This is a genomic window from Mucilaginibacter terrae, from assembly GCF_042679325.1.
Taxonomy (GTDB): Bacteria; Bacteroidota; Bacteroidia; order Sphingobacteriales; family Sphingobacteriaceae; genus Mucilaginibacter; species Mucilaginibacter terrae.
Genome location: NZ_JBHTMJ010000008.1, coordinates 190,420 through 203,847, shown reverse-complemented (window position 1 = coordinate 203,847; position 13,428 = coordinate 190,420). Strand labels below are relative to the sequence as shown.

General features: G+C 41.0%; 13 protein-coding genes. 8 read left to right on the top strand and 5 right to left on the bottom strand.

From position 1 onward, the window contains the following. Nucleotides 1-8: 8 nt before the first annotated feature. From ACFQ3S_RS07930 to ACFQ3S_RS07920, 3 genes are all read right to left on the bottom strand, one after another. Nucleotides 9-1,844 carry an ABC transporter ATP-binding protein gene (locus tag ACFQ3S_RS07930; protein ID WP_377163059.1) on the bottom strand — a complete coding sequence of 612 codons (1,836 nt, stop codon included), beginning with the start codon at nt 1,842-1,844 and terminating at the stop codon, nt 9-11. 112 nt (nt 1,845-1,956) lie between these two features. Continuing rightward, nucleotides 1,957-4,083, bottom strand: coding sequence for an FUSC family membrane protein (locus tag ACFQ3S_RS07925; RefSeq protein WP_377163057.1), 2,127 nt, complete (start codon nt 4,081-4,083; stop codon nt 1,957-1,959). Between the two features lie 220 nt (nt 4,084-4,303). Continuing rightward, entirely contained in the window at nt 4,304-4,498 is a 195-nt protein-coding gene (locus ACFQ3S_RS07920) for a cold-shock protein (protein ID WP_377163055.1), read from the bottom strand. Between the two features lie 468 nt (nt 4,499-4,966). Between ACFQ3S_RS07920 and ACFQ3S_RS07915 the strand changes: the two genes are divergently transcribed. The 3 genes from ACFQ3S_RS07915 to ACFQ3S_RS07905 all read left to right on the top strand — a co-directional run bounded on the left by ACFQ3S_RS07915 (nt 4,967) and on the right by ACFQ3S_RS07905 (nt 6,088). Next, nucleotides 4,967-5,104 carry a hypothetical protein gene (locus tag ACFQ3S_RS07915; RefSeq protein ID WP_377163053.1) on the top strand — a complete coding sequence of 46 codons (138 nt, stop codon included), beginning with the start codon at nt 4,967-4,969 and terminating at the stop codon, nt 5,102-5,104. A 1-nt stretch (nt 5,105) separates the two neighbouring features. Further along, nucleotides 5,106-5,429: a hypothetical protein gene (locus ACFQ3S_RS07910; RefSeq protein ID WP_377163051.1), complete on the top strand. Its 324-nt coding sequence runs from the start codon at nt 5,106-5,108 to the stop codon at nt 5,427-5,429. Between the two features lie 65 nt (nt 5,430-5,494). After that, the gene (locus tag ACFQ3S_RS07905) at nt 5,495-6,088 is read left to right on the top strand and encodes a hypothetical protein (protein WP_377163049.1); all 594 of its coding nucleotides are present in this window, start codon (nt 5,495-5,497) and stop codon (nt 6,086-6,088) included. Nucleotides 6,089-6,172: 84 nt separating this feature from the next. Here the strand turns inward: ACFQ3S_RS07905 and ACFQ3S_RS07900 are convergent, their stop codons facing one another. Beyond that, the gene (locus tag ACFQ3S_RS07900) at nt 6,173-6,889 is read right to left on the bottom strand and encodes a DUF92 domain-containing protein (RefSeq protein WP_377163047.1); all 717 of its coding nucleotides are present in this window, start codon (nt 6,887-6,889) and stop codon (nt 6,173-6,175) included. Nucleotides 6,890-6,980: 91 nt separating this feature from the next. Here ACFQ3S_RS07900 and ACFQ3S_RS07895 point away from each other — a divergent pair, with 91 nt between their 5' ends. Both ACFQ3S_RS07895 and ACFQ3S_RS07890 read left to right on the top strand, forming a co-directional pair. Further along, nucleotides 6,981-7,670: a class I SAM-dependent methyltransferase gene (locus ACFQ3S_RS07895; protein WP_377163044.1), complete on the top strand. Its 690-nt coding sequence runs from the start codon at nt 6,981-6,983 to the stop codon at nt 7,668-7,670. A gap of 125 nt (nt 7,671-7,795) precedes the next feature. Then, nucleotides 7,796-10,231 (top strand): prolyl oligopeptidase family serine peptidase, encoded by a 2,436-nt coding sequence (locus tag ACFQ3S_RS07890; protein WP_377163042.1) that lies wholly within the window; start codon nt 7,796-7,798, stop codon nt 10,229-10,231. Nucleotides 10,232-10,477: 246 nt separating this feature from the next. On the opposite strand, the gene ACFQ3S_RS07885 is transcribed toward ACFQ3S_RS07890, so the two are convergent. Further along, nucleotides 10,478-11,461: an SMP-30/gluconolactonase/LRE family protein gene (locus tag ACFQ3S_RS07885; RefSeq protein WP_377163040.1), complete on the bottom strand. Its 984-nt coding sequence runs from the start codon at nt 11,459-11,461 to the stop codon at nt 10,478-10,480. Between the two features lie 72 nt (nt 11,462-11,533). On the opposite strand from ACFQ3S_RS07885, the gene ACFQ3S_RS07880 reads away from it, so the two are divergent. The 3 genes from ACFQ3S_RS07880 to ACFQ3S_RS07870 are packed head-to-tail and all read left to right on the top strand — an operon-like array spanning nt 11,534 to nt 13,423. Further along, entirely contained in the window at nt 11,534-11,995 is a 462-nt protein-coding gene (locus tag ACFQ3S_RS07880) for a DUF4268 domain-containing protein (protein WP_377163038.1), read from the top strand. A gap of 42 nt (nt 11,996-12,037) precedes the next feature. After that, nucleotides 12,038-12,397, top strand: coding sequence for a DUF4174 domain-containing protein (locus ACFQ3S_RS07875; RefSeq protein WP_377163036.1), 360 nt, complete (start codon nt 12,038-12,040; stop codon nt 12,395-12,397). Nucleotides 12,398-12,457: 60 nt separating this feature from the next. Continuing rightward, nucleotides 12,458-13,423 (top strand): glycosyltransferase family 2 protein, encoded by a 966-nt coding sequence (locus ACFQ3S_RS07870; RefSeq protein ID WP_377163034.1) that lies wholly within the window; start codon nt 12,458-12,460, stop codon nt 13,421-13,423. Nucleotides 13,424-13,428 lie beyond the last annotated feature (5 nt).

Here is a 13,428-nt window from a genome sequence, read left to right as displayed (position 1 = left end):
TATTGCTTTTACTGGTAACCCATTGCCTGCAATTCGAACAATTCGGCGTAACGGCCTTTTCGGGACAAAAGCTGCTCATGTGTACCAATTTCAAGCATTTCACCTTGTTCCAAAACTATAATGCGGTCTGCCAAACGCGCGGTTGAAAAGCGGTGCGAAATCAACACTGCTGATTTACCTTCGGTAAGTTGTGCAAAGCGCTGAAAAACTTCGTATTCGGCACGGGCATCTAAGGCTGCGGTGGGTTCATCTAATATGAGTACTTGTGCATCTTTCATATAAGCACGGGCCAGGGCAACCTTTTGCCATTCACCGCCCGAAAGCTCTATGCCTTCGTTAAAGCGTCTGCCCAGCCATTGCTCATAATTGTTCGGTAATTTATTCGCTAATGTATCGGCTAAGCTTTCTGTAGCCGCTTTAATAATCAGTTCTTTATTATCAATTTCCTTGATGTTACCTACAGCGATGTTTTGTGCAAGTGTCATTTGATAGCGAATGTAATCCTGAAATATTACCCCTAAATTAAAGCGCAGGTCGTTAATGGAATATTCACGTAAATCTACACCATCCAACAAAATGCGGCCTTCGGTAGGTTCATACAGGCGGGCCAGTAGTTTAACTAAAGTAGTTTTACCGGCACCATTTTCGCCAACCAGTGCCAGCTTTTCGCCTGGGTGAAGTGTGAAATTCAAATTCCTGTTGGCCCAGCGTTCGCTATTATGATATTGGAAGCCTACGTTTTCAAAAGTAAAGCCTTGCTTAATCGGGTTAGGAAAAGGCAATGGATTTACAGCCACAGAAATCCTGGGTTTTATCTCGAAAAAATCCAGGAAGTCGTTCAAATAAATGGCACCTTGCGATACCGCGGTAAACCTGTTAAGCACCGTTTCCATTAGTGCCCTTAGTTGCCTAAACGAGCCGGCAAGGAAAGTAAGATCGCCTACCGACAAATAGCCGTTAATAGTACGGATAATGATGAACAAATAAGCACCATAATAACCGGTATTTCCTATTAATGAAAAAAAGCTTCCCCACGCCGACCGCCGCACAGCCAACCTGCTATTATCGGCGTAAAACCTTTCTGATAAGGTTTTAAAACGACTTATCACAAAATCGGCCAGGTTAAATATCTTTACTTCCTTGGCCGTTTCATCGCTGGCACCCAAATACCGCAGGTAATCCAGTTCACGCCGTTCGGGTGTCTGGCTTCTGGAGAGCGCGTAATTTTGATTATTGAAATGCGATTCACCTAAAAATGCCGGTAAAATAGCTACAAGCAACAACAAAATAAGCCATGGATTAAAGGCCAGCAAACCGGTTATTAAAAATGCCATCGAAATCATATCTTGTACCTGGCTCATTACCTGCGATAGCAACATGGTACGACCAATAGTTTGTTGCCTGGCACGCTCCAGCTTGTCGTAAAATACCGAATCCTCAAATTGGTCCAGGTCCAGCGTAGCCGCATGGCGCATGATCTTTACCGAAGTATAATTGGAGAATAAGTCGCCTAACAGGCTGTCTAATAAATTAATAAGTCTGTTTAATCCGTCGGTAGCTATGGCTAACACAAACTCCAATGCAACCAGTTGCCACAAATAGGTGTGGTCGGATATATTGGGGGTACGGTTTAATAATACTACCTGGTCTACAATAAGTTTACCCACATACAATAGTGCTACCGGCATGGCCGACCGCAGTATGCGTAATATAAAACTCATTAAGGTTTTGGACGGACTGCTTTGCCAAGCCAGCTTAAAAAAGGCCGGCAGATTACCTAAAGCAGCCAGTCTTTTTTTAAAAGTTATATTATTGGGATCAATCTTGTTCTTAGTTTCTCTCATTTAAAGCAATAGCCCGGCGTTATATTAAGGCTAACTCCGTAATTAAGAAGCCATTTGCATAACATAACGTTGAGCAGAAAGTTCTACGGTTAATTAGTAACGCAATTATGAATTAATGGCCAGCCTGAAACTGCTTTTTCAACTTAATAGTTATACTCAATAATAACTGTACCTGGTGATTAGTAAAGTTGTGATTGGTTGGATCAACAAAATGATCTGCATCCTCTTCAAAATACAGACTTTTATAGCTAATACTATGATGATCAAGAAGATTTTGTAAACAGTCTTTAAGATTATTAATGGCTTGCGTAGTTAACGTTAATTGTTCTTCTTCGTACTTATTATTAGTGTTGGTAATAAAAAACGAAGCTACCGTGCCATATAATTGGTGAATAAGCATTTGAAAATGATTAACATCATTAATGTTAAAATTAAACTTCTGTGGTTCTAATAATATATTTTGTATAGCCGTTGAAAGATTAGCCAGCTTAATAAATACGTTTTTGCGAGATAATTTATAGCTGGTAACACTTACCTGCTGACCAGAGAATCTACTCAGTAGTTTTTCGAGATAGTTAATGTTTACTTCTAATACTTCTTTAATAACGGTATGTAATTTATGAGCCTCCCAAACCGGGAACAGGTAAGAAGCCGATAAAGCTATTGCGCATCCAATAAGGGTATCCAAAATTCTTTCAAAAATATAGATGGTATGGTGGTTGCTTTGTATATCTAAAAGTAATATGACCATGGTAGTTATAAAGGCCACGCTTACGGTATAATTAGATTTATTAAAGGCAAAAAATCCTAATAAAAATATCATGGAAAGCGTAAGTTGTAATACAAATACATTCACAACGGCCAGTAGAATAAGCCCGGCGGCAATGCCCGCTAATGTGCCGGTTAGGCGCTGGATATTCCTGGTTTTAGTCAAACTAAAACCAGGTTTCATAATAACTACAATGGTTAGTAATATCCAGTAACTATAATTTCCTAAAGGAAAAATAAAAGTGATAGCAAAAGCAAATAAGCAGGCAATAGCCAATCTTAATGAAAATCTGAAGATGGGCGAATGAATGTTTAAATGTGCTTTGATCTGTTTAAAACTAAACTCCTGCCGGTTAAAAAAATGCTCATAATCAGGTTGGGTACCGCTGTCATCGCTTTCTGGTTCGCGGCTTAACAGCACGGTCTTAATGTTTTGCACCTGTACAAAAACTTCATCAATGTTAACTTTTAACCGTTTCAATATCTCCTTGTTTACGTCGTTCTCATTTTCAATAATATGATCCAGCCTTGTTTTCATTTGCGCCATTTTATTCAAAAAATAGAGGCTTTGCTTCCAAGGTTTGTTCGATAATAAGTTTTCACTTACCGCATAAAGGTCTTGTGCGGTTAATTTGATCATTTGTGCGGTTAGCTCTAAAGCTCCTGTTGACTTTAAGGCCGATCTTACCCACTCGTAATCATAATGTATGGCTGTTACCTGCTCGTACAAGTCTATAACACCCGAGGCTATTTTTATAAAAGATTGTCCTTTTACATTATTTGCACCCATAGCTACCTCATTTTTTAACAGGATATTTCGCATGTGCTCCTGCTTTTCATTAACCTGTGCATGCCTGATGATGATTTGATTATAGCAAGCTTTTATAGCAATAGCCGGATCATAAAAGGGAGCCTTTGCTTCAATGAAATTTGCGGTAGAACGCATGCATTCTCCAATAGCATGCTGTACAGAACGAAAAGGCCACAGTTTGGCCTGCACCAAACTTATTAAGGAGTACCAAACCGCTCCTGTTAACAAAAAAGCTGTAAAATTGAACACATTAACCGGCTTTAAGCCCAGTACAAAGATCATGAGTATAATTGATGATGTACTGATGAACGAAAAACGGTTGCCATATACATTAAGTAATGACAGTATAAAAGTTAACATTACCACAACAACAGCGGTAAGCCAGGGACTAATTAACGAGACGGTTATAACAAAGGGGATTATTGAAAACAGGAGCAAGCTCACCACAAATGATCGTAGTTTTTCGCTGATATTGCCAGGCGAGTCGGTAAAGCTCATAGACATAGAGCCCAAACCCACAGCAATTGCAGCTTGTGGCTGTTCAAAATAAAAAAGTACGCTTACCGGCAATAGAGTACTTAAAGTAACCCTTAATGCATCCGAAAATTGTTCTTGTGCAAAAAAGTAAGCGATAATATTTCTAATTTTTTGCAAATCCATATAAGCCTGACAAGTGAACCAGTTAAATAGGTGACGTAATTATATTGATATTTGTTTGATAACAGCTCACATAGCTCTACATAACCGTGCTGTAAAAATAAGAAATATGTATTAGCATATTTAGTGTTTAAGTTTGGGGGGGCAGCCCATTAAACTGCATTAAACGCAAAAAGCACCTGCTGTTAGGCAGATGCTTTACGATTAAAGTTATAGTGACTATTTAAATTACTTTTACATTTACCGCGTTCAGGCCTTTTTTGCCTTCTTCTACATCGAAAGTTACTTTATCATTTTCACGAATTTCATCGATTAAGCCAGATGAATGTACAAATACATCTGCCCTGTTTTCATTTTGTGAGATAAAGCCAAAACCTTTTTCGGAGTTGAAAAACTTTACTGTTCCTTCTTTTTGCATTATATTATTTTTAATAAGTTGGCAATGTAATCATTAAATACCAAATATTTTCCTTTTGGTAAAGTTATTTAACAATAATTTAAATTGATACTAAATACCTGGACTTGTAATAATTAAATATTTATTAACAAAGCCATAACAAAAAGCTTGATTACGAGTTATATATAATAAGATGTTCAATGTATGATCGATCTTTTGCTGTGGAATAGAATAGTTTAATCCATAAACATTACTTACCTTTAAGAAATTCCTTCCCCGCACAAAAAATACATTATTAGGCATTGCCATTTTCTGGTACGGTGATATTTAAGCGTTAGCTAATACAACATTGATCAGTAAACTTATGAAAAAGCAATTGCTTATATTATCCTCACGTTTTAAGAACGATGCCTGTTAAACTCAATCAGATATTAATCTGTTAGATACAGACATCCGCAAGCTCAAATACGAATTAACATAAAACACCACATGAGTAAAGGTAAAAATGCCGTAAAAGACAAAAAGAAGGCTGCAAGCCCTGAAGCCGGCAAAAAAACATCATCTTATCAAACCGATAAAACATCAGTATCTAAAGCCGATAACGCCGTAGGTAAAAAAGCTAAATAAAATGCAAAAGAAAACAATAGAAGGAGAAACCAGGATGTACATGTACGACCTGATGAATACAGCCAAAGAACACGGCTTTAAAGGTGAAGACCGCTGGGAACTGGGTTTGGCTACTGCTGCCGAAGCCGACCGTATTCAGCGGAACTACCATCCGGTCATAGTGCAAAAGGTTTATCCCGAAATGCTGTTGCAGGTATTCCATTTAACTAAGTCCAGATTAAACCAACCTTTAAACCAAAACGAGGAAAAACTGGATAATCGCAGTGTGATGAATGAAGAACTCACTCATATTGTGGCATTTAACCCCAAGCGTCAACGTACATAGTTGCCGGCAAACACATCTTACCTGCACCCCCTAACTACCTTAGCCGGGTGCCTTTTACTATACCCATGAAAAACGAAGTTACCTTAAAACTTGTGCAGGGGCACGAAGACGTTAATATATCAAAAGAAGCAGCGGTACTGAATGTTGAGGAAATTTTAGAAAACCAAAGCGGAATCAAGGCACAGATCTTTGTAGTGCTATCTTCAAAAGATAATGATATATGCGCCCTGTACAATCGTATAGAACTGGCGGAGGCATACATTAGCTCCTTTAATAACAGTAAGGCAGGGCTATACATTAAACCCATGAACCTTAACCCGTTTGATAAAGAACTGGAAGCAGGTGCCTTTCCATATCACCTTACTATTCATCAATCGGGCAGTATTATTACAGCTGTAAAAGCTGATGTGCCGTTTGGTTTTAGGGAGCAAAATATTTATTGGTTCGATAAAAGCCGTAACCTTAACGTATGCTGTTTTGTGGCTAACGAGGCTGAAGCTCGCTTAACCGGTAATAAGCTTTTTAACCTTTTTATCACATCATCGGTATGGAATACACACCTACCCGAATCGCGTAAAATAGCCATGCATTCGTCAAACGCGCTGCCCGATATTTTCAAGAACAGCTTTTTCAAATACGAATCCGGTTATACTTTTTAATGAAATTCATAATCGTAATTATTTAAATATGAAGTTTTAGCGATTCATTAAACCACATAAAACTTCATATTTCTTTAAAAAACCTCAAAAAACCATAAATAACCCCATTGCAGTTAAGGCGGCAATGAGGGTATTTAAAAAGTTAACCGCATCGTTTTTGATAATGCCTTTACGTTCCAGCGCAGCACCCAAAATGGAGTCGGCCAGGTTGCCAATGGTACCGGCAAAAATAACAATAGCCATTAACCATGCCGAGCCAAAACCGGCAAAGTAAATACCGGCAATTAGCAGGCTACCCCCTACCCCTATCAGCGTACCTTCCAAGCTAATCACACCATCCAATCCACGCTGATCGGGTTGCCAGGTTATAATGTTATAAAACCGTTTGCCATATACCGTACCCAGCTCCGATGCCAGTGTATCTGCTGTTGCCGCCGACAAACTGGCAGCTATGGCTAATGCCCATAAGTGCTGGTATGCAGGTAATATAATAAACATCATCCCGGCTATGGCCGCTACCCCGGCGTTCGCTAACACCTGGCTTGTATTACGTTTACCATGGTCATCCTCGGCTGCTTTAAGCTTTTGCTTTTCGTTTGTGTGCCAGGCAGTGGCTAATGTGCCTGTTACAAAAAATGCGGTCATTGCTACAATACCTGTATAACCTGCACCAGCATAAACAAGTAACCCACATATTCCGCCGGTTACAGCAGCCGGTGTAGTCAGCTTTTTAAACCATACACTTAATACCATGCCGGTAATTAACAGGGCCAGTAAATGGTAATAATGTGCTGGGATCATATTGTTGTATTCACTTCAAATATAGGAATTGCACGGGCTTGATACCTCTCTTCATTCTATACCTACCATATAATAAACTAAATTTGTGCTTATGAAAGATGTGCTCGGACAGGCAATACACGATTACCATCACCAAAATACACCCGGTGAATTATGGATTCACAACCGTTACGGGCCTAAGGAACTTATGCCCGTCGAGGCTTATTTCAGAGATGAAGACGACATGCCCGACCTGGAATGGCATGCGCTTAATGAGTGCCGGGGCCGGGTGCTGGATGTAGGTGCTGGTGCAGGCAGCCATGCTTTAGAACTACAAAACCGGGGTTATGAAGTTACCGCTTTAGACATATCTCCAGTGGCGGTAAAAGTGATGCAGCAACGCGGCGTAAAGCAGGCCGTAGCGCAAAACATCTATTCTTACACCGGCGAAAAGTACGATACCATTCTATTGCTCATGAACGGCATTGGTTTGGCTGGCAACTTAAAGCAGTTGAGCACTTTACTTCATCATTTTAAAACGCTGTTAGCCACGGGTGGTCAGTTGATGTTCGATTCGTCGGATATTACTTATTTATACGAAGGCAAGATGCCCGAAACCGGTTACTATGGTGAAATACAATACCAATATGAGTATAAAAGTCAAAAAACCGACTGGTTTGAGTGGTTATACATCGACGAGGCCATGCTTATTACCATTGCCAATGAGGCCGGCTGGGATGTGGAGGTTTTATATGAGGATGAATTTAAGCAGTTTTTGGCACGGTTAACAACTAAAAAATAGGCCTCTTGTTATTTAAATACGCTATATTGTATTGTAAAAAAATTGATGCATAAGCTCTGCATGGTTCGGTTACCGATCTTTTATTTAACTTCCAAAGTTGTTAACTCTAATTACAATTAGTAACTATGAAAAAGACCCTTATCTGCGCCTTTTTGTTGTCAACCAGCGTTTGGGTGTACGCCCAGGATGCGGTTGGATACAAAACCCCTCCCAAAGCCATGACCGATCTGTTGACAGCTAAGCCTACGCCTTCGGTCAGCATCGATTCTAAAGCTCAGTGGATGCTCATTAGTGAGCGCAATGCTTTGCCATCGGTTGAGGAACTGGCCCGCCCCGAAATGCGGATAGCCGGTTTACGGATCAATCCCAACAACTTTGCTCCAAGCAGGCAGGTTATTTCGTTTAGCGGCCTCAGCCTCAAAAACATCAAAACCGGTAAGGTGTACCCGGTTACAGGCTTACCAGTAACCCTCAATGCCGGCAATACCAGCTGGAGCCCAGATGAAAGCAAGATAGCGTTTACGCAAACCAACGCTAAAAGTGTTGATTTGTATGTAATTAATGTGGCGACCCAAAAGGCCATTAAAATGAACAAGCTGCCTTTAAACAACGTTTTGGGCAGCGGTTTAACCTGGCTCGATAACAGCACCATGCTGTACCGCGTTATTAACAAACCGGCAACCATGGCACCTGCCAAACCGCTTGCGCCAACCGGCCCGGTGGTACAGCAAAACTTAGGTAAAGCAGCGCCAAGCGTTACTTATCAGGATTTGATCAAATCGCCGCACGATGAGCGTCTGTTCGATTTTTATGCTACCTCACAATTGGTGATGAATAAAAATGGTGTGGAAACCCCTATTGGCAAACCGGCCATATATGCCAGCAACACCTTATCGCCCGATAAAAAGTATATGCTGGTGCGTACCCTGCACAAGCCTTTTTCATACCTGGTAACCGCCGGCGGCTTCCCATCAACTGTGGCCGTTACCGACTTAACAGGTAAGGTGATTAAAACTGTAGCCAGCTTGCCATCAACCGAAGTGAGACCATCGGGTAATGATAATTTACAAAATGTTCCGCGTGGTTTCGACTGGCGCGATGATGAGGCTGCTACCTTGGTTTGGGCCGCACCATTAGATAGCGGTTTAATTCGTAAAAAAGTGGACTTTCATGATGCTGTTTATGCTTTAAGCGCACCCTTTACCGGCGAAGCTAAAGAACTCTTTAAAACAGAACAACGCTACCGTAGTACCGATTGGGGCAATGCCGAACTGGCTTTGGTATCCGAAGGTTTACGATCTAAACAAAGCACCCGCGTAAGCCGCTACAACAGCGTTACCGGCAAACTGGAAAAACTGTGGGACCGTAACCAAACCGATGTTTACAACAATCCCGGAGATCCTGTTACCGAAAAAAATAAATACGGTCGTAATGTAATTATGCCAGTTGATAATGGTACCAAGCTGTTAATGAATAACGTAGTTGGTTCATCGGCCAAGGGAGACCTGCCCTTCCTTGCCAAGTTTGACCTGAGCACTAAGAAAAGCGAAATTATTTGGCGTTGCGCCGAAGGGCAGTACGAGTATGTGTACGATATTATTGACCCGGCCAAGCTGGTATTGTTAACCCGTCGTGAAACACAAACCGAGGTACCTAATTATTACATTAAAAACCTGATGCTGCGTATTGCCGATCAAAAAATAACCGACTTTACCAACCCCTACCCGCAAATGGAAGGTGTTAGCAAGCAAAAGATCCAGTACAAACGTGCCGATGGTGTGGATATGACCGGCGACCTGTACCTGCCTAAAGGTTATAATAAAGAAAAAGACGGTCCGCTACCTGTACTCATCTGGGCCTACCCCGCCGAGTTTAATTCGGCAGATGATGCCGCACAGATCCGAGGATCGAAAGACCGTTTTATTACCATTAGCACCGGCGGTCCTGTATTTTTTGTAACCCAAGGCTATGCCGTGCTTGATAATGCATCGATGCCTATTGTAGGTAAAGACGGTAAAAAGCCCAACGATACTTTTGTAGAGCAACTGACCCTGAACGCGGAAGCGGCTATCAATAAACTATCGGACATGGGTGTTGGCGACCGCAACCGCATGGCGGTTGGCGGCCACAGTTATGGCGCCTTTATGACGGCTAATTTACTGGCTCATACCAAACTGTTTAAAGCCGGTTTAGCAGAAAGTGGTGCTTATAACCGTACCCTTACCCCTTTCGGTTTCCAAAACGAAGACCGTACCTATTGGGACGATCCTAAGCTGTATTTTGATATGAGCCCGTTTAGCTTTGCCGATAAAATTAAAACACCGCTGTTGTTAATACACGGCGATGCTGATGATAACACCGGCACCTACCCTATTAACAGCGAGCGTTTGTTTGCTGCCGTTAAAGGCTTTGGCGGTACAGTACGCTTTGTATTTTTACCCTTTGAAGCACACGGCTACCGCGGCCGCGAAAACTTGCTGCATAAACTTTGGGAACAGTATCAATGGATGGAAACTTACGTAAAAGGTGCTAAAGGCAATGCTTCGGCGCAGGTAAAGTAGGCGAACACAATCAAAGGTGTCATCTCGAACGATAGTGAGAGATCTTGTTATTGATGCAAAGTAGTCGATCTGCCCACTCTAACAAGATTTCTCGTTATCACTCGAAATGACAACGTTATTAATATTAAGCAATCGTTGGTTAAAACAGTTCCGCCGCTGCCTGTGTCCTCACAGGCAGCTTACTTAAATAGAACAATTGTCTGTGAGGACACAGACAATGGCAGTTTTTAAAAACGCCTCAAACAGTTACAACTGCTTTGAGGCGTTTTTAGTTAAGCCTTTTACCTTCATTTGAAAGGTATATACAGCTTTTGATGCTGTAACAAACAGCACATCCCTGTTCTTTCCGCTAAAGCAAACGTTGGCACTCCAGGGTTCGGGTATGGCTATAAAACCTATTTTAACGCCTTGCGGATTGAATATGGTAACGCAGTTACCGGTAAGATAAATGTTGCCATTATCATCCATCGTCATACCATCCGATCCTTTAGCCGTAAACAATTGCTGATTACTTAAAGTGCCGTCTTTTTCAATAGAGAACTTGTAAGTTTTATCACCCTTTATATCCGCAACAAATAAGTATTTGCCATCCGGTGTGCCAGTTATTCCATTAGGTTGAACCAACTTATCGGTTACCACCACAGCCTGGGTTTTTCCAGGAGCCAGGTAATAAACTTTCATACCGTCCAGTTCGGTTTGGGTACGGTTCCAGTACGGGCGCTGGTAGTAAGGGTCGGTAAAATAAATGCCGCCTTTACCGTCTATCCATAAATCATTAGGGCCGTTAAATTTTTTCCCTTCAAAATCTTTAATCAATACCTGCGTTTTCTTTCCATCCGGCGAAATACGCCAAATTTGGTTTTGCTCATCGGCACAGGTTAGCAAGTTGCCCTTTTTATCGAAGTACATCCCGTTTGAGCGGCCCATTTTGCTGCCAAATTGCGATAGCTTGCCATTAATACTATATTTCCAAATGGCATCATTGGGCTGGTCGGTAAAAAATACATCACCCTTAATATCGGCAGCGGGTCCTTCGGTAAAGCTAAACTGCTTACTAATCATTTGCGCCTTACTTTGCGCATCGAATAAATTTGCCGGTCCGTAAGTAACCGAATCTTTTTGCTCAACTGCAATAGTTACCTTTGAACGGTTAAATGCGGGAGTTGTATAAACGGCATATAGGCTCAAAGGCAGTATAACCGCCAAGCATAGTTTATAGGTTAAATTCATTGAATTGGTTATTAATTTGGCTTTGCAATTTATAATATAAAACAACTATTGCGCTAACGCATTATAAAATTCATGTACTCAAAAGAGCAGGCATCGCAATTAAGGCAACAATTTTGGATCACCTTTGGTCAATACGTATCGCCACATCCATCGGCCGAAGGATTAAAGATCAATTGGGTTAATTACAAAACAGGAATTAAGCATTTGTACTTCAAGATGCAGGCCGAAAACCGGTCGGCCAGTATAGCAATTGAAATTGCTCACCCCGATGCTGGTGTACAGGAACTGTATTTTGAGCAGTTTAAAGAGTTAAAAATTATTTTAGCCGGTGCCCTGCAAGAAGATTGGGAATGGGACCTGCATACTACCGATGAATACGGCAAAACCATGAGTCGCATTTACAAGCAACTGGATGACGCAAGCATATTTAACCGCAACGATTGGCCCGCGCTCATCTCCTTTTTTAAACCACGCATTATAGCGCTGGATGAATTTTGGAGCGATGCCAAATATAGTTTTGATGCATTAAAGTAATACCGCAATCAACAATACACATTTAAGGATGTTATAATTTATATGCTTAAAATCGGATTGATCATTACTTTACTTACGGGCTACAGTTCCTTTCAGGAGAAACGGCAGTTGTTGGTTTTTGCAGATAATGTGAACAACAGCAATCTTAAAACTCAGCAGAAAATATTAAATGCAGATACTGACGGACTTCAAGAACGTGATATAGAAGTTAAATTTTATTACGCTAACCGGGACAAGGATAAATTCCTTGAAAAAAGTATTAAGCTGGGCTTTACGGTTATTTTGGTTGGTAAAGATGGCGGCGATAAATTACGCAGTACATCACCCTTTACCCTGAAAAAATTGTACACCACTATTGATGCCATGCCTATGCGCCAGAGCGAAATGAAGCGGCATCCTTAACCGGTATTTTGTAAATGGTTAAAATAGCTATCTTTGTACGCTTTATTAAAATCATAAAATATGCCGGAATTATCAGTTGTTATAACTGTAATGAATGAAAAGGAAAATATTAAGCCTCTTATTGATGAAATAAGAAAAGCTTTGCCGGCTATTGATTATGAAGTAATTTTTGTGGACGATGGATCGGAAGATGGTACACAAAAAGAGATAGTTACCCATGCCGATGAGCGTATTAAGTTAGTAGAACTGCGCAAAAACTACGGACAAAGTACAGCCATGACCGCGGGCATTGACCATACCACCGGCGAATACATTGCCCTGTTAGATGGCGACTTGCAAAACGACCCCAAGGATATCCCTTCGATGCTGCAAAAGCTGAAAGATGAAGACTGGGATGTGGTGGCTGGTAACCGCGCCAACCGTCAGGACGGTGTTTTTCTGCGTAAAATTCCAAGTAAAATAGCTAATGCGCTAATTCGCCGTATGACGGGCGTTTACATTAAAGATTATGGTTGCACACTCAAGATCTTCAAAAGGGAAATAGCTGAAGATTTAGGTTTGTATGGTGAGCTGCACCGCTTTATACCTGTACTGGCTAAGTTGCAGGGTGCCCGTATTACCCAGGTAGATGTTACCCACCACGCCCGTATTTTCGGTAAATCCAAATACGGAATCAACCGTACTTTCAAGGTGATCAGCGATTTGATACTGATGGTTTTTTTCCGTAAATACATTCAAAAGCCTATGCACCTTTTCGGCAGCATTGGGTTTATAGCAGTATTTTTAGGGGTACTTATTAATGCCTACCTGCTGGTATTAAAATTTATGGGGCAAGATATTGGTGGCAAACCGCTATTGATATTAGGCCTGATATTTTTATTAGGCGGCGTGCAATTGATTACACTTGGTATTTTAGCCGAAGTAAACGTGCGTACATATTTTGAATCGCAAAACAAGAAAACTTACCAGGTGAGGAAGATTTACACCGGCAAAGAGTTTATTAAACCAGTGACTATAGGTAGTTAATTCAA